This is a genomic window from Hymenobacter coalescens, from assembly GCF_054783195.1.
In genome coordinates, this window is record NZ_BAAGRA010000001.1 from 177,675 (window position 1) to 194,574 (window position 16,900).

A 16,900-nucleotide genomic window follows, 5' to 3' on the forward strand; every position below is an offset into this window, starting at 1 on the left:
GCTGACGCGTTTCGACTACCCGAGCACCCAAGCCGGCGCCGGCGGGCCCCTTCCTCCTTACCGCTATGGAAACCCAGCTCGAACAGATTCGCGAACTGCAAAAAGCCACCTGGAACAAGTTTTCGGCCGGCTGGCGCAAGTGGGACGATTTTACCATGGAGTGGCTGAAACCCATGGGCGACGAAATCATCCGCGCCCTGCACATCAAGCCCACCGACCTCGTGCTCGACGTGGCCGCCGGCACCGGGGAACCGGGCCTGAGCATCGCTACCCTGGCCAAGGACGGCAAAGTCATCATCACCGACCTGGCCGAGGACATGCTGGCCGTGGCCCGCGACAAGGCCCGCGCCAAGGGCATCCGCAACTACGAAACCGTGGCCTGCGACGTGTGCGCACTGCCTTTCTCCGACGACACCTTCGACGCGGTCAGCTGCCGTTTCGGCTTCATGTTTTTTCCGGATATGCTGCTGGCCGCCCGCGAAATGCACCGCGTGCTCAAGCCCGGCGGCCGCTTGGCCGCCGCCGTGTGGGGCGTGCCCGCCCAAAACACCTGGATTACCGCCATCATGGGCACCATCAGCCAGCACCTGGCGCTGCCCGCGCCGCCGCCCGGTGCGCCCGGCATGTTTCGCTGCGCCGGCCCGGGCTTTCTCGCCGAGCTGCTGCGGCAGGCCGGCTTTCAGCACGTGACCGATCAGGAAGTGACGGGCAAGCTGCGCTGCGGCAGCAACGATACGTACTGGCAGTTCATGAACGAGGTGGCCGCGCCGGTGGTCGCGGCCCTGGGCCAGACCGACGACGCGACGCGGGAAAAGATCAAGCGGGCGGTGTTTGCGCTGGTCGACGAGAAATACCCCGACCAGCAGGCGGCGCTGGATTACGGGACGGTGGTCGTGGTGGGACAGAAATGACGCCGGTCCGAGCCTTGCGGCTGAGCGCGGCCCCTTCTGCGGCCGGCCTGGCCAATGCCAACACCATGATGCGCACACGGCCAGCCGCCCGCGCCCTGCTCCTGGGCATGCTCCTGCTTCTGGCTGGGGCCTGCCATGATACCAGCCGCACCCCGTCGGCGGCCGAAATCAGCGCCATCGACCTGAAACGGGGCAACCTGACGCTGTGCGGCCCCGCCGACCAGCAGCTGGGCGCCGCCACCTTCGAGACATCCTGCGGGGCCGGCGTCCGCAAGGACTTCAACCTGGGCTTGGCGCTGCTGCACTCCTTCGAGTACGACGAAGCGGAAAAGGTTTTTGCGGGCATCATTGCCCGGGAGCCCGGCTGCGCCATGGCCTACTGGGGCGTGGCCATGTGCCACTACCACCCGCTCTGGACGCCCCCGACCCCAACGGAGCTGGCCAAAGGCACCCAAGCCATGGCCCTGGCGCAGCGCCTGCCGCGGAAATCGGCCCAGGAGGCGGCGTATATCGGCGCCACTGCCGCCTTTTACGCCGATTGGAAGCAGCACGACCACCGCACCCGCACGCTCTGGTTTGAGCAGGCCATGGCGCGCGTGCACGCCGATTTCCCCCAAGACCGCGAGGCCACCATCTTCTATGCCCTGGCCCTGAATGCCGCCGCCGATCCGGCCGACAAGTCGTTTCGCAAGCAGAAGCAGGCCGGTGCCCTGCTGCAGGCCTTGTACCCCAACGAGCCGAACCACCCGGGCATCGTGCATTACCTCATTCACACCTACGACTACCCCGAGCTAGCCGCGCTGGGCCTGCCGGCCGCGCGTCGGTACGCGGCCGTGGCCCCGTCGTCGGCGCACGCGCTGCACATGCCCTCGCACATCTTTACCCGGCTGGGGCTGTGGTCCGACTGCATTGCCTCCAACCTGGCCGCCACGTCTGCGGCCCGCTGCTACGCCGAAAGCGCCGGCCTGAAGGGGCACTGGGACGAGGAGCTGCACGGGCTGGATTACCTCACCTATGCCTACCTGCAGCAAGGCGACAACCAACAGGCCCTGGCCCAGTGGCGCTACCTCGACACCCTACGCGCGGTAACGCCGGTGAACTTCAAGGTGGCCTACGCGTACGCGGCGATTCCCGCGCGCTACGTGCTCGAAAACAAACAATGGGCCCAGGCCACCCGGCTGGCGCCGCACCCGCCCGGCCTCGACTGGGAGCAGTATCCCTGGCAGGCCGCCATCGTGCATTTCGCCCGCGCCCTCGGCTTCGCCCGCCTCGGCCAGCCCGATTCGGCCGGGCGGGAGCTGGCGGAGCTAAGCCGCTTGCACAGAGTCCTGCTCGCGCAGGAGGACACCTACAAAGCCAATCAGGTGCAGATTCAGCTGCTGGCGGCCACCGCCTGGCAGCGCCTCGCCGAGGGCCAGCCCGCCGCGGCGCTGCCGCTCATGGAGCAAGCTGCCGAGTTGGAAGCGCGCACCGAGAAGCACCCCGTTACGCCCTGCGAGGTGCTGCCCGCCCGGGAGCTGCTGGCCGATATGCTGCTGGAACTGAACCGCCCCGACGAAGCCCTGCAATCCTACCAAGCCGACCTGCGCCATCACCCCAACCGCTTCAACGGGCTGTACGGCGCGGCGCTAGCGGCCGAGCGGACCGGCCAGCCGGACCAGGCGCGCCGCTACTACCAACAATTGACCGAGGTAGCCAACGCACCCGGCGCCAACCGCCCGGAGCTGGCGGCGGCGCGGGCGTTTCTGGCGAAGCGGCGGGCGCCGGTTATCTGAAGTGCTTTTGAAGTGAGCGGCAACTCCATACCTTTCGGCAAGCATCCCGAATCGGCATGCTTGCCGAAAGTCAGTTTCGCTTTTAAGACCGGTTTACGAAACCTGGTAGTGAGGGCACTTTCGTAAACCTGGATGTTGTGTGCCATTTCAACCATCACTAATGCAAAAAAGAATATCACCTACAGAGGTCGAAAAGGAGTATAAAAATTTCTTACAGACAGCCCTCGACGGGGGTAAAGAGCTAAATGCTGACCTATTAATTGATGTCTCCTCACAGATTTTTCAGGAAACTACAATAACAGGTGTCACTACCGCTGATGACGAGGATAAAGACATGCTGCTGTTTCAATATGGGGTTTACAACTGGGGTGACGAAAAAGGAGAACATTTTAGCTTTGAAATAGCAAGACAATTCATTTTGGATAAAGACGACGAGTTTTACCAGCTTCATTTCAGTTTAATATTCGATCCTAAAGACTTCAAAGAATGCGACAGTTATAACCGTTGGAGCAGCGAATTCCAGAGTTTAGAAGATTGGATGAAAGACATCAAGGCAAGCCAAGGTTACAAATTAGCTCAAACAGTAAAGCCGATAGATTATTCAATTTCGCTGGACAAGATATAACGGCACACAACATCAGCTTTAAAAAATAAGGGCTGAGGAATACGTGTTGAACGAATTATCTTTATTAAACAGCATGAAGTGAATGAAGCTGAAGTAATTCAAATACCCTTACTTCTTAAAGCTGTTAAACGTTGGCAGAAATTATGAATGACCGCAAACTGAAATATATCTTCGGACTGATTTCAACGCTTTTACTTTTTGGACTGCTCTACAAAATCATCAAACTACCCGGCGGACTAATTCTTCCCGGCTACTTTATGGGAGGAATGCTCCTGATTGCTGTTTTAATAGGCTGCTTGATAATTACTGCTATTTTAAGACTGATTTTTAAACGCAAATCGTTTTTGACTTTATTTGCAATCGTTACGGCAGTTGCATTTGTTGTTTCACACTACTATCTGTATTCACCGACCCTTAAGATAGTGGTGCCCAAAGGCTACACTGGAGAGGTTAATCTCGTTCTTTCAAATGTTGATAAAAACATTTTAGCCCTTGACAGCAACGGCATCGGCTACCTCAACAAATGGACATTTGAAAAAACTTATACACCACCAATGGTTGTTGACGATGAAGGCAAGCAACTGAACGACCAATGCGTAGGTTTCAATCCATCAACATTTTGGGGTAGCGGGTATCATACATCAACGAAACATCCGGAAAAAATTTATACTCTCTCGTTTGAGATTGTTCCCAAAGACAAAGCCGGACAAAAGCAGCATTACAATAATATTGAGTTCACGGAGTTGGTTGACACGACTAAATTGTTGACAACGAAATAACTTCTGCCAACAGGGGGTTTGCTGCTATGGCGGGGCGACGGATTAAACTTCGGCTATGTGCAGGCATCGGCAGCAGCTCCAGCGTGACGAATACCATTCGGCTGTAGTTCTTATCATCAACATCATTAACTTTATTCAGCAGCGGTTTGGGGCTGGACGTTCAATGAATGCCCCACCATCGCAAAGCCCCGAAACGTTGAGGTAAATAACAACGCAAACGCCCCGGAACCGCTACGGTTTCGGGGCGTTGCTGTTTGCTGCAGCGTCGGTTATTACAGCAGCTTATCGATGTAAATCGGCAGCTGGCGCACGCGCTTGCCGGTGGCGTGGTACACGGCGTTGGTAATGGCGGCGGCCACGCCCAGCAGGCCCACTTCGCCGATACCTTTCACGCCCAGCGGGTTCACGTGCGGGTCTTCCTCCTCCACGAAGTGCACCTCGATGTCGCGAATGTCGGCATTGGTGGGCACGTGGTACTCGGCGTAGTTGTGGTTCATGAAGCGCCCGTAGCGGTGGTCCATCACGGTTTCCTCCATCAGGGCCATGCTGATGCCCCAGACCACCGAGCCGAGCACCTGGGAGCGGGCGGTTTTCTGATTGAGGATGCGCCCGGCGGCCACCACATTTACCACGCGCGTGACGTGCACCGTGCCTAGCTCCTCGTCCACCTTCACCTCGGCGAAGACCACGTTGTGGGAGTGCATGGAATACTGCTGCATATTCAGCGGGTTGGGCATGGCCGAGCTGTCGGCCTCGATTTCCCGCTCCCCGCTGGTTTGCAGCACGTCGCGCAGGATAACCGACTGCTCCGGCTCCTTGCGCAGCCGGATGTGGCCGTTGACGAACTCCACGTCCTCAAACTTGGCGCCCTTGAGCGGAGAGTCGTCCATTTTCTGGGCCAGCTTCAGCAGCTTCTCGCCCAGCGCCTCGCAGGCGTTTTTCACCGCGGTGCCCACCGAAGCGGCCGTCCAGGAGCCGCCCTGCACGGGGGCTTCGGGCAGCGTGGTGTCGCCGAGCTTGAACGTGACGGCCTCCATGGGCAAGCCCATGGTTTCGGCCGCAATCTGGGTCATGATGGTGTAAGTACCGGTGCCGTTTTCGCCGGCGGCGCTGGCCACGGTCAACTGGCCATCGGCCGTGATGGTGGCCTTGGCGGCGGCTTTCTGCATGGAGGCATCCCACACCCCGCCGGCCACCCCCCAGCCCACCAGCTGATTGCCTTCGCGCATGGAGCGCGGGGCCATGGGGCGCTTGTCCCAGCCGAAGCGGCGGGCGCCCTCGTCGTAGGCTTCGCGCAGCTTCTTGCTGCTGAAGGGGGCCTTCTTGTTCTGGTCGTGCTCGGCGTAGTTGCGGCGGCGGAATTCCAGCGGGTCCAGGCCGGCTTCGTAGGCCATTTCGTCCATGGCCACTTCCAGGGCGAAGGAGCCGGTGGCGGCGCCGGGGGCGCGCATATCCAGTGGGGTGTACACGTCGAGCGGGGCCACCTCGTAGCTGAGGTAGGTGCGCGGGCACTGGTAGAGCATACCCGACCAGTTCACCACGTTTTCGGTGTACTCTTCGAAGCGCGAGGTTTCGTGCAGGGCGTAGTGCTTCAGGCCCACCAGGGCGCCGTCGGGGCCGGTGCCCATTTCCAGCGTCTGCAGGGTGTGCGGGCGGTGGCCAAACGAGAACATCTGCTGGCGCGTGAGCGAGAGGCGCACCGAGCGTTTCAGCTCCAGCGCGGCCAGCACGCTCAGAAACAGCTCGTACTGCGGGCGCAGGCCCGAGCCAAAGCCGCCGCCCATGTACAGGTTCACCACCCGGGCCTCGTCCTTGCTCAGACCGAAGATTTTGGTGATGTACTGCTGGCAGTTGTACACGCCCTGGGTCTTGTCGTAGATGGTCAGCTTGCCGTCGGGGTGGTAGTGCACCGTGGCCCCGAACATTTCCATCGGGTTGTGGTGCTGCGCGCCGTGGATGTACTCGTGGCGGATGCGGTGCGCGGCGTCCTTCAGGCCTTCGTCGGCGTCTTCGCGGCGCTGCGGGGGCATGTAGCCGGTTTTGCCGCGGCCGGGTTCCGAACCGTCGTCGCGCTTGCTCTCAATGTCGGTTTCGTGCTTGTGCTGCTCGTACTCGACGTCGAGAATGGCGGCCGCGTAACGGGCCAGCTCAAACGTCTCGGCCACCACCAGCGCCACCGGCTGCATGCTGAATTTGATTTCGTCGTCGTGCAGCGGGCGGAAGGGCGAGCCGCCGGGGGCCACGTCGTCCTTGTAGTTGCGGTCGAACCAAGCCAGCGACGGCACGTTTTCGTGCGAAAACACGTGCAGTACGCCCGGCAGGCCGAGCACTTTGTCGGCGTGGATTCGTTTGATTTTGCCCTTCGCAATGGGGCTGCTCACGACGTAGCCGTACGCCAGGTTGGGCACGTCGAACTCGGCCGCGTACTTGGCGGCACCCGTCACTTTCTTGGGTCCTTCGACGCGGCTCGGGGCCTTGCCGACGTAAGTGGTGTTGCTATCGGTGCTCATGGATTGCTGTTGGTAAAGATGTCGGCGGCTTGGTGTTGCCCGGCGGCGGCCTGCTTGAGCGCCCGCACGATGGCGCGCTTGGCCAGCTCGATCTTGAAATCGTTGATGCCCTGCCCTTTCGCGTCTTTTACCACCGCTTCGGCAGCTTTTTGAAAGGTGGCTTCGGTGGCCGGCTGGCCTTCCAGCAGGGCCTCGGCGTCCGGGTCGCGCCAGGGCTTGTGGGCCACGCCGCCCAGGGCCAGGCGGGCCGTCTTGATGGTCGAGCCTTCCAGCTCCATCCCCACGGCCACCGACACCAACGCAAAGGCGTAGCTCTGCCGGTCGCGCAGCTTGAGGTAGCTGAAGTGCTTGGCAAAACCTTGCGGAGGCAGCTCCAGGGCCACAATCAGTTCACCCGGTTCCAGGGTGTTGTCGCGCTGGGGCTCGTCGCCGGGCAGGCGGTGGAAGTCCTCGAACTTGATTTGCCGCTCGCCGTCCTTGCTCTTCACGTGCACCACGGCTTCCAGCGCGGCCAGGGCCACGCACATGTCGGAGGGGTGGGTGGCAATGCATTTGTCCGAAGCCCCCAGAATGGCGTGGATGCGGTTGTAGCCGCCGATGGCCGCGCAGCCCGAGCCCGGCTCCCGCTTGTTGCAGGGCGTGGCCGTGTCGTAGAAGTAGTAGCAACGGGTGCGCTGCATCAGGTTACCGCCGTTAGTGGCCATGTTGCGCAGCTGTGGCGAGGCCCCGGCCAGAATGGCCTGGCTCAGCAGCGGGTAGCGCCGTTGCACCTCGGGGTGCCAGGCGGTGTCGGCGTTGGTAGCGGTGGCGCCCAGGCGCAGCCCGCCGCCGGCCGTGGCTTCAATCTTGGTAAGCGGCAGCTTGTTCAGGCCGATGAGGTGCGTGGGCTCGGCCACGTTCTCTTTCATCAGATCCAGAATATTGGTGCCGCCGCCGATGTAGGCGGCCTCGTGGTAGCCGGTGAAGTCGCGCACGGCGGCGTCCACCGATTCGGCGCGGGTGAGGGTGAAGGGCTTCATTGCTTGCTCGCGGATTTAGCGTCTACCACTTCCTTCACGGCCGCCAGGATGCCCACGTAGGCGCCGCAGCGGCAGATGTTGCCGCTCATCAGCTCCCGGATTTCGTCCTCGGAGTGTGCTTTGCCCTCGTTGATGAGCCCCTGGGCCGAGCAGATCTGGCCCGGCGTGCAGTAGCCGCACTGAAACGCGTCGTGGTCGATGAAGGCCTGCTGCAACGGATGCAGCGCGTGCTCCGAGCCCAGGCCCTCGATGGTGGTGATGTCGGCGCCTTCCTGCAGGGCGGCCAGCGTCAGGCAGGAGTTGATGCGCTTGCCGTCGACGAGCACGGTGCAGGCGCCGCACTGGCCGTGGTCACAGCCCTTCTTGGTGCCCGTCAGGCCGGCGTACTCGCGCAGGGCATCAAGCAGGCTGGTCCAGGGCGCCAGTTCCAGGGTGTGGTCCTGCCCGTTGATGCGCAGCGTGATGGGCGAGGTGGGTGGCGGAGGCAATGGCGCGCGGCCGCCGGTGTTTGGTGTGGTAGGGTTGCTCATAGAAACGCGGACTGGAATGAGAAAACGAGCAGGATGCCGGCCGCAGCAAGGGCAAGCGAACGGCAATCCGCTAGCAGAACCTTACGCGTTTATCCCGCTTGCGTTGGCCCCGGCGCTCCGCCGAAAGCACCGCACCCCGCCCACCACGTTGCGCGTCTCATCTCCGCGGTGCCCGCCAAACCACCAGCGCCGCCCTGAAAAGCTCAGCGGCGGGTGGGCCGGCTGGTTTCATGAAAGAAACCGGCCGGCCCACCCGCCGTTCACGCAACCAGTCCGTTGCGGTTGGCCTACTGGGGCCGCGCACCTAGTTCCCGCTGGGCCGCGTCGCGCTCCGCCGGCGTATTTACGTTGCGCAGCTCCGCCGGCGCGGGCGCGGGCAGCACTTCCGCATCGGCATTGATGAGCACCTTGCGCGGGCACGAATACCCCAGCCCCAAAAACTGCAGCAGCACCGGATAGCTGCGCGGCTCCCAGATGGTAATGAGCGGCTCGGGAAACTCGTTGTCGGGGCTTTGGAAGGCCGTGGCCGCGCGGCCCGCGTGCCGGTGCGCCACCAGGTGCCGCAGCGTCTGTTCGGTGAGAAACGGCAGGTCGCAGGCTACCACCAGCCAGGCGGCGTTGGGGTCGTGGCGAAAAGCGGTGAGCAGGCCGCTGAGCGGCCCCAGGTCCAGGAACTGATCGGGCAGCGCGGCCAGGCCGGCGGGTAGATCCGCCGCTTGGCCGGGGCGGCAACTGATGAATACGTCCTGGCAAAACGGGGCCAGCAGGGCGGCGGCGTGCTCCTGCTGTTCACGGCCATGGTAACGCAGGCGGCCTTTGTCCTCCTGCATACGCTGGCTGCGGCCGCCCGTCAGCACCAGGCCGCGCAGCGGGGGCTGGTGCCGTTGCAGCCACTGCCCTACCCAGGCGGCAATGGCCCCGGTATCGGCCAGCGGCAGCACGGGTACGGCAGCGGCGCCCAGGTGCTGCCGCAGCACCTCGGGCAGCCCCGTCTGGCCTTCCGATAGCAGCACCAGCCGCACGTCGGTCAGGCGGTCCAGCTTCTTGTCCAGCGGCTTGCGCGGGTCGATGATGACCACCTGCTGCCGGGCGCGGAAGTGGTTGCCGTTGACGAGCACCAAGCTCTGCTCATTGAGCCACTGGGGCTGGATGAACTTATCCATCCCCCGGCGCACGTCGAGGCGGCGGAAGTGAATTTTGTCGGTCAGCTCGGCCGCGGCGCCGGCGTGCAAGATGGCGTCGGCACCGCCCGGGCCACCGGCGTCGGCCGCGTCGCCGGCGGCGTGGTCGGCGTCCACGTAGGCCACGCGCAGGGCGGGCGTAAGCAGCGGCAGCAGCCGCGCCGCCAGGTCCTTGATGACGCCGCAGGGCGCGCCCAGAATGCCCAACTCGTGGCGGCCGAACTCGCCGATGTCCGGCCGGGCCAGGGCCGCGTGTTTCTGGTGTTTGGGTTCCATAGGGGCTTACTCCGGCTTATCCACGTGCTGAAAGTCGCTTTTGCCGCCGGTTTTCGACAGCAGCCGCGTTTCCTGAATCACGATGTCGTGCGACAGCGCCTTGCACATGTCGTAGATGGTCAGCGCGGCCACGGAAGCGCCCGTGAGGGCCTCCATTTCCACGCCGGTTTTGCCCGTTACGGTGGCCGTGCACTCGATGACAACGGCCGCGGGCGGGGCCACGGTCACCGTTACCTGGCAGTCGTCGAGGCCCAGCGGGTGGCACAGCGGAATCAGGTCGGCGGTTTTCTTGGCGGCCATGATGCCGGCCAGAATGGCCGTCTGAAACACCGGCCCCTTGCGGGTGGGCAAGTCGCCCTGCTGCACCAGGGCCAGGATGTCGGCCCCGAGCAGCACGCGGCTGCGGGCGCGGGCCACGCGGCGCGTCGCGGCTTTCTGGCCGACGTCGACCATGGCCGGCTGGCCGGCGGCGTTGAGGTGGGTGAGTTGCTTGTCGGAAAGGTCGGCCATGGCAAAAGCGGTCTGCGGAGGTTCAGGTGGGGCAACAAAGTACGCGCCGGAAAGATTTGCGGCCGGAAATGGCCCCGCACGGCGCTGCTCTGCCCGCGGCGGGCGAACTTGCGGCCTCACCTCCGTCGTTGCGCATGATTTCCGTCGAAGAAGCTACCCGCGCGGTGCAGGCCACGGCCGCGCCCCTGCCCCCCGAACGCGTGTTGCTCACCGAAGCCGCCGGCCGCGTGCTGCGCGAGCCGGTGCACGCCGACCGCGACTTTCCGCCCTTCGACCGGGTGACCATGGACGGCATTGCGCTGCGCTACGCCGCCAGCGCCGCCGGGCAGACGGCCTTTGTCATCGAACGCACGCAGCTAGCCGGCCAGCCCCCCGCGCCCTTGGCCGATGAGCGGGCCGCCGTCGAAATCATGACCGGGGCGGTGCTGCCGCCCGGCTGCGACGCGGTGGTCCGCTACGAAGACCTGCTGATCGAGGAGCAGCCCGACGGCCGCCGCGTCGCCACGGTGCGGGTGCCGCCCGCGGCCGCGGGCCACAACGTGCACCGCCGCGGCTCCGACCGTCGCCAGGGCGAACTGCTGCTGCCCGCCGGCACCGTGCTCGGCCCCGCCGAAATTGCCGTAGCCGCCACCGTCGGGGCCGCGACGCTGGAAGTCAGCCGCCAGCCCCGCGTGGCCGTCGTCAGCACCGGCGACGAGCTGGTGGACATCAGCGAGGAGCCCGCCGCGCACCAGATCCGGCGCTCCAACGCCTACATGCTGCTGGCCGCGGCGCGGCAGGCCGGGGCCGAGGCCAGTATCTTCCACTTCGACGACGACCCAGCGGCCCTGGCTGCGGGCCTGCCCCCGCTGCTCACGGGCTACGACGCGGTGCTGCTCAGCGGCGGCGTGTCGAAGGGCAAGGCCGACTACCTGCCGCAGGCCCTGCAGCAGGCCGGCGCCGCGCAGCTGTTCCACGAGGTGCAGCAGCGGCCGGGCAAGCCCTTCTGGTTTGGCCGCCACCCGCAGGGCGCGGTGGTATTTGCCCTGCCCGGCAACCCCGTTTCGACGTTCATCAACTACTACCGCTACGCCGCGCCCTGGCTGCGGGCCGTGCAGCTGCCCGCCCCTACTTTCCCGGCACCGGCACGCGCCGCGCTGACGGCCGACGTACTCTTCCGCCCGCCGCTCACGCATTTCCTGCTCGTAAGCCTGCGCCCCGGGCCCGACGGCCGCCTGATGGCCCATCCCGAGCGCGCCCACGGCTCCGGCGACCTGGCCAGCCTGCTGCCCAGCGACGGGTTCGTGGAGCTGCCGGCCGAACGCAGCGAGTTCCGGGCCGGCGAGGTGCTGCCGGTGTGGCGGTTCCGCTTCGGCTAAGCGCAAAAAAGCGCCGGCCCAAGTCGGGCCGGCGCTTTTTTGCGCCTGATAAGCGGTGGCCGGCTTACCCAATGGCCACCGTGCGCATGCTCAGCCCGCCGAAGCTGACTTCCTCGAAGGCGTGGGTGATGGGTTCGTCCCGGTCAGCCAGGGCCAAGGTGTAAAGCAGCGGCCAGTAGTGGTCGGGCGTGGGCACCGCCAAGGGGCCGCTGGCCCCGGCCTTCTGCACGTCGAACAGGGCCTGGAAGTCGCGTTGGTCGATGCGCTGTTTCACCCACTCGTCGAACTCCACGGCCCAGTCGTAGGCCGAGGCGTCGCCGGCCATCAGCTTCTGCATGCTCAGGCGCAGGTTGTGCACCACGTTGCCCGAGCCGATGATGAGCACGCCGCGCTGGCGAAGCTGCTGCAGCTGCTGGGCCAGGGCAAAGTGCTGGGCGGGCGTCTTGTAGAAGTCGAGGCTGAGCTGAAACACGGGCACGTCGGCGGCCGGGAACAGGTGGTGCAGCACCGTCCAGGTGCCGTGGTCCAGGCCCCACTCGTCGGAGCCGTGCAGGTCGGGCACTAGGGCCATGGTCTGGCGGGCGTACTCCGGGGCGCCGGGCGCGGGGTACTGCATGGCAAACAGCTCCTGCGGGAAGCCGCCGAAGTCGTGGATGGTTTCGGGCCGCTCGTTCAGGGTCACGAAGGAGCCGCGCGTGAGCCAGTGCGCCGACACCACGAGGATGGCGTTGGGCTTTTGTTTCTGGCGAATGTCCTCGCCCATTTTCTTCAGGGCGCGGGTAAAGGTGTTGTCCTCCAGCGCGTTCATCGGCGAGCCGTGCCCGATGAAGAGCACCGGCATCTTGGCGCTTTTCTGAAAGCCGGAAGAAACGGTATGCAGGTCTTGCAGGTTCATAGCAGCTGAAGCTAAAGGAAGCAGGGCCAGGGCTTTGAGAAAGGCTTTGCGGTCCATGGGCGGGCTTCCGGTGCGTACAGCACAAAGGTACCGCCGCGGGCAGGGGCCGCGCCTTGATGTATGGTAAGAAATCCGGCCGCATATTCGGGCCTCGCTAGCCCCGCGCGGCCCCGATGAAGTGCGGCCGGCGCATCGTCACTGCTGATTTTCCACTCATTCGTGCCCTGCCAGCCGCGGCGCGCTTTACCTCCGCCCCATGAACGCTCAGGACATCATTCAGGCCCTGCAACTGCTGGCGCATCCCGAAGGCGGGTATTACCGCGAAACCTACCGCTCCCCGCAGCGCCTGAGCACCGCGCAGGGTACCAGCCGCAACGTCAGCACGGGCATTTACTACCTGCTGGAAAACGAGGACAAGTCCCACTTTCACCGCATCCAGTCGGATGAGCTGTGGTTTTTTCACCAGGGCCAGCCCCTGGAAATCGTGCTGCTGCAGGACGGGCAGGCTGTGAGCGTGGTGCTCGGCAACGACCTGCTGCGCGGCGAAGTACCACAGGCCGTCATTCCGGCCGGCACCTGGTTTGGCGCCCGGCTATTAGGCGGAGTGGGCTACGCCCTGGTAAGCTGCACCGTAGCTCCCGGCTTTGATTTCGCCGATTTCGAGCTGGCCACGCGCGCTGAGCTTACGCGGCAGTTTCCCGCCCAGCGCGAGCTGATCGAAACGTTTACCCCGGCGGCTGGCTAGGCTTGCTGCGGTCCGAGGGTGCTGGTGCACTTCACCCGCCCTCAGTGCCCGGCCAATTCCCGTCGGATGCGGCTCAACGACTCCGGCGTGACGCCCAGGTACGCGGCAATCTGCTTTTGCGGCAGCCGGCGGGCCAGCGTCGGGTAGGTCTGCTGAAAATCCACGTACCGCTCTTCGGCCGAGGCGCTGAGGGTGAGCACCAGCCGCCGCTGCAGCGTGCGCACGTTGTTTTGCAGCAGGCGGTGGAAAAACTCGGGGAAAGCGGGCGTGACCAGGCTGAGCTTGCGGAAAAAGGTGGCGTCGAAGAGCAGTACCTCCGACTCTTCCACGGCCTCGATGCTGAACATAGCCGGCTCCTGGGTAATGAGGCTGTTCTGGTCGCTGATCCACCAGTTTTCGGGCGCAAACTGGATGATGTGCTCCTTGCCCCTGGCATCGACCACAAAGGAACGCAGGCACCCGCGCGCCACAAACGCACCCACGCGCGCGACCTCGCCCGCCCGCGTGAGCACCTCGTGCCGGGCCAGGTGGCGCGGCTCAAACAGCGCCTCGATGGCCACCAGCTGCTCGTCGGTAACCGGAGGCAGGCGCTGACGGAAGTAGGCACGCAGTACGTCGAGGGGTGCGGAGTTCATGCCTGCAATATCGGGCCGGCGCTGGCTCGCCACCACGCCACGGCAAGTCGTTCAGGAAACCGTGCAGCGGGTCCACCGCCTTGGGTATACCCACTTCTGGGTTTGGGAGCACCGCATCAGGCCGGTTTTGGCCGGCGCCATCCCGGAAATGCGCCATGGTCCACCTCCGCTGGCTAAGCGGAGCGCACCCGCGTGGGCCCGGGTGGCGTGCTGCCGCCCCACTGCTTGGCGCTGAAGGTGGCCGCGACCTTCCGCTTGCTCGTCCCGCTGTTCCCCGGTGGCCTCGTCCGGACGCCGAGCGCCGACCGGTTAATTGCCTGTTGAACGAACCCTGTTGCCTCGTTTAGCTACGAAACACTTGCCCAGCAGCTGCACAACATAAACACCTATTGCCCGGCAGCGACGAAAATAACCCACTGATAGCAAGCGTCTTCGGCATAAGCTGCCGACGTTATTTAGATAGATTTCAAATTAACCTTGTCCGCTGTTTGGATAGAATCTAAACAGTGGCTTGCTTTGCATAACTTTTGAATCAGTCTAAATAACTGAATGCGCCGTTCTTTACCTTTCCTGCTCCTCGCTGTGGCCCCGGTGGCCGTCAACGCCCAAAGCCTGCTTGCCTTTAACCACCAGCCCGGCGACGGGCCCACGGCTCCGCAGCCGGCGCACGGCCAGGTAGTAGGCCGCGTGGTACTGGCCGACGGCCAGGCCGCCGAGCAGGTATCGGTGATGGTAAAAGGCACGACCATCGGCACGAGCACCGAAGCGGATGGCTCTTTCCGCCTCCGCCTGCCCGTGGGCAAGCAGATTCTGGCCGTGGCCTACCTGGGCTACGTGACGCAGGAAATCGAGGTAGACGTGCCCAACCGCAGCACCGTGAACCTGCCGACGGTGACGCTGGCCAAGAGCACCAACCAGCTGACGGAGGTAAAAATCACCGAGACGCGCACCATCAACCAGCGCCCCACGGGCGTGAGCAAGATGCCGGTGCGCCCCTTCGACCTGCCGCAGAGCGTGGTAACGGTGAGCCAGCAGACGCTGGAGCAGCAGCAGGTGCTGCGCCTGAGCGACGCCATTGTGAACGTGTCGGGCATTTACGTGACCAGCGCCACCGGCGGCACGCAGGAAGAGCTCGGCAGCCGCGGCTTCGCCTACGGCTCGAACAACACCTTCAAGAACGGGGTGCGCTTCAACAACGGGGTGATGCCCGAGGCCTCCTCGCTGGAAAGCATGGAAGTGCTCAAGGGCAGCGCGGCCATTCTCTACGGCAACGTAGCCGCCGGCGGCGTGCTGAACCTGGTGACCAAGAAGCCCAAATTTGAGCAGGGCGGCTCGGTGGGCCTGCGCGTGGGCTCCTTCGGCTTCTGGAAGCCGATGGTGGACGTGTACGGCGCCGTGGGCCAGAGCGAGAAAGTGGCTTTCCGCCTGAACACAACCTACGAGCAGGGGAACAGCTTCCGCGACCGGGTGGAGTCGGACCGCTTCTACGTGAATCCCTCGCTGCTCTTCAAGCTCAGCCCCAAGACCACGCTGGTGGTGGAGGGCGACTACCTACGCGACAACCGCACGCCGGACTTCGGCGTGGGCGCCATCGACTACAAGATCCTGGAGTCGCGCACGCGCTTTCTGAACGTGGCCGGCGCTAACAACGCCACCCAGCAAACCAGCACCACCGCCACGCTCAGCAGCCAGCTCTCGGACGTGTGGCAGGTGCGCGGGGTGGTGGGCTTCCAGCGCTACGACAACGAGCAGCGCAGCGCTGCCCGCCCCGTGGCCACCGTCATTGCCCAGGGCCCGAACTACGGCAACTGGAACCGCAACCTGCAGCGCAGCCGCACCCGCGAAAACTACTACCTGGCTCAACTCGACTTCACGGCCAACTTCCACACCGGTTTCCTGGGCCACACCCTGCTGGCGGGCACCGACGTGGACCAGTACCAGACCAACAACCTGGGTTACACCGCCCGGCCCTACAACGCCATTAACCTGCTCGACCCCACCAAGAAGGTGTCGCTGCCGGCCGGCACCGTGCCGGTCACGGGCTTCGACGACCTGGCCCTGAACACCCGCACGCGGGGCAACACCCGCCGCGCCGGCTTCTACGTGCAGGACATGCTCACCTTCACCGAGCAGTTCAAAGCTCTGATCGGCATGCGTTGGAGCTACCAGGAGACGCCCAGCGACGTGTACACCTACACGGCGCCTACGGCCCCGATCCAGCAGGTAACGGTGCGCGAAACCCGACGCTACGACAACGCCTGGACCCCGCGCCTGGGCCTGGTGTACCAGCCCATCAAGACCCTCTCGCTGTTTGCTTCCTACTCCAACTCGTTTGCCCCGAACTCGGGCGTCGACAACACCGGCACGAACCTGGCCCCGTCGATGCTTCAGCAGTACGAGGTGGGCGTGAAGAATGAGCTGTTCAACGGCATGCTGTCGGCCAACGTGACGGCCTACCAGATTGTCAACGACAACCAGGCGCAGACCATTCAGCAGTACTTCAGCAACGGCACCCCGAACCCGGCCTGGAACCAGAATATTCCCGCCGCGCAGGAGTTGGCGGGTGAGGTGACCAGCAAAGGCGTGGAAGTAGACGTGCACAGCAAGCCGTACCTGGGCTGGACGTTCATCGCCGGCTACAGCTACAACAACACGGCTTACACGAAGAGCAACATCTACGACAACGGCAGCCGCCTGCGCTACAACCCCGCCCACACGGCCAACCTGAGCGCCTACTACACCTTCAACAGCCTGTTTGCCGACCACACCTTCCTGCGCGGCCTGAACGCCGGCATCACCTCCTACTACGTGGGCGACAAGGTGGCGGGCCGCAACCCGCGCAAGCAGTACGACAAGGACGGCAACCTGATTCCGGACGCCAACAAGTTCATCACGGTGCCCAACTACCTGCTGTTCGACGCCTCGGTGGGCTACACCTACGAGCGGTTCTCGCTGCGGGTGAAGGCAGCCAACCTGCTCGACGTGCTCAGCTACAACATGCACGACGACAACAGCGTGAACCCCATTGCCCCGCGCAACTACTCGGCTACCTTCGCCTACAAGTTCCGGTAAGTTTACCCCCGATTTCCGCTGCCGCCAACCCATCGGACCCCAATCAGTTGCGGGGTCCGGTGGGTTCGGCATACCTAGC

14 protein-coding genes are annotated in these 16,900 nt (G+C 64.1%); 7 read left to right on the top strand and 7 right to left on the bottom strand.

What is annotated here, in order from left to right; translation table 11 throughout:
* Window positions 1–65: 65 nt before the first annotated feature.
* The 4 genes from ACYVKQ_RS00800 to ACYVKQ_RS00815 all read left to right on the top strand — a co-directional run bounded on the left by ACYVKQ_RS00800 (window position 66) and on the right by ACYVKQ_RS00815 (window position 4,090).
* On the top strand, window positions 66–911 hold the full coding sequence (locus ACYVKQ_RS00800; RefSeq protein ID WP_460574623.1) for a class I SAM-dependent methyltransferase: 846 nt from the start codon (window positions 66–68) through the stop codon (window positions 909–911).
* A gap of 107 nt (window positions 912–1,018) precedes the next feature.
* Entirely contained in the window at window positions 1,019–2,686 is a 1,668-nt protein-coding gene (locus ACYVKQ_RS00805; RefSeq protein WP_460574625.1) for a tetratricopeptide repeat protein, read from the top strand.
* A gap of 160 nt (window positions 2,687–2,846) precedes the next feature.
* Window positions 2,847–3,311, top strand: a complete 465-nt coding sequence (locus tag ACYVKQ_RS00810; protein WP_460574627.1) for a hypothetical protein — start codon at window positions 2,847–2,849, stop codon at window positions 3,309–3,311.
* 143 nt (window positions 3,312–3,454) lie between these two features.
* The gene (locus tag ACYVKQ_RS00815) at window positions 3,455–4,090 is read left to right on the top strand and encodes a hypothetical protein (RefSeq protein ID WP_460574629.1); all 636 of its coding nucleotides are present in this window, start codon (window positions 3,455–3,457) and stop codon (window positions 4,088–4,090) included.
* Window positions 4,091–4,362: 272 nt separating this feature from the next.
* On the opposite strand, the gene ACYVKQ_RS00820 is transcribed toward ACYVKQ_RS00815, so the two are convergent.
* From ACYVKQ_RS00820 to moaC, 5 genes are all read right to left on the bottom strand, one after another.
* On the bottom strand, window positions 4,363–6,600 hold the full coding sequence (locus ACYVKQ_RS00820) for a xanthine dehydrogenase family protein molybdopterin-binding subunit (protein ID WP_460574631.1): 2,238 nt from the start codon (window positions 6,598–6,600) through the stop codon (window positions 4,363–4,365).
* Complete coding sequence (locus ACYVKQ_RS00825; RefSeq protein WP_460574633.1) at window positions 6,597–7,619, bottom strand: FAD binding domain-containing protein; 1,023 nt, start codon at window positions 7,617–7,619, stop codon at window positions 6,597–6,599. The genes ACYVKQ_RS00820 and ACYVKQ_RS00825 overlap by 4 nt, the downstream gene beginning before the upstream one ends.
* Window positions 7,616–8,149, bottom strand: coding sequence for a (2Fe-2S)-binding protein (locus ACYVKQ_RS00830; RefSeq protein ID WP_460574635.1), 534 nt, complete (start codon window positions 8,147–8,149; stop codon window positions 7,616–7,618). Before ACYVKQ_RS00830 ends, ACYVKQ_RS00825 begins: the two co-directional genes overlap by 4 nt.
* 287 nt (window positions 8,150–8,436) lie before the next feature.
* Window positions 8,437–9,606, bottom strand: a complete 1,170-nt coding sequence (locus ACYVKQ_RS00835) for an NTP transferase domain-containing protein (protein ID WP_460574637.1) — start codon at window positions 9,604–9,606, stop codon at window positions 8,437–8,439.
* Window positions 9,607–9,612: 6 nt separating this feature from the next.
* Window positions 9,613–10,116 (bottom strand): cyclic pyranopterin monophosphate synthase, encoded by a 504-nt coding sequence (moaC, locus tag ACYVKQ_RS00840; RefSeq protein WP_460574639.1) that lies wholly within the window; start codon window positions 10,114–10,116, stop codon window positions 9,613–9,615.
* Between the two features lie 134 nt (window positions 10,117–10,250).
* On the opposite strand from moaC, the gene ACYVKQ_RS00845 reads away from it, so the two are divergent.
* Entirely contained in the window at window positions 10,251–11,474 is a 1,224-nt protein-coding gene (locus tag ACYVKQ_RS00845; protein WP_460574641.1) for a molybdopterin molybdotransferase MoeA, read from the top strand.
* 64 nt (window positions 11,475–11,538) lie between these two features.
* Here the strand turns inward: ACYVKQ_RS00845 and ygiD are convergent, their stop codons facing one another.
* Window positions 11,539–12,369 (bottom strand): 4,5-DOPA-extradiol-dioxygenase, encoded by an 831-nt coding sequence (ygiD, locus tag ACYVKQ_RS00850; protein WP_460574643.1) that lies wholly within the window; start codon window positions 12,367–12,369, stop codon window positions 11,539–11,541.
* Window positions 12,370–12,625: 256 nt separating this feature from the next.
* Between ygiD and ACYVKQ_RS00855 the strand changes: the two genes are divergently transcribed.
* The gene (locus ACYVKQ_RS00855) at window positions 12,626–13,114 is read left to right on the top strand and encodes a cupin domain-containing protein (RefSeq protein ID WP_460574645.1); all 489 of its coding nucleotides are present in this window, start codon (window positions 12,626–12,628) and stop codon (window positions 13,112–13,114) included.
* A 41-nt stretch (window positions 13,115–13,155) separates the two neighbouring features.
* On the opposite strand, the gene ACYVKQ_RS00860 is transcribed toward ACYVKQ_RS00855, so the two are convergent.
* The gene (locus tag ACYVKQ_RS00860) at window positions 13,156–13,749 is read right to left on the bottom strand and encodes a Crp/Fnr family transcriptional regulator (RefSeq protein WP_460574647.1); all 594 of its coding nucleotides are present in this window, start codon (window positions 13,747–13,749) and stop codon (window positions 13,156–13,158) included.
* Between the two features lie 549 nt (window positions 13,750–14,298).
* Between ACYVKQ_RS00860 and ACYVKQ_RS00865 the strand changes: the two genes are divergently transcribed.
* Window positions 14,299–16,821, top strand: coding sequence for a TonB-dependent siderophore receptor (locus ACYVKQ_RS00865; protein WP_460574649.1), 2,523 nt, complete (start codon window positions 14,299–14,301; stop codon window positions 16,819–16,821).
* Window positions 16,822–16,900 lie beyond the last annotated feature (79 nt).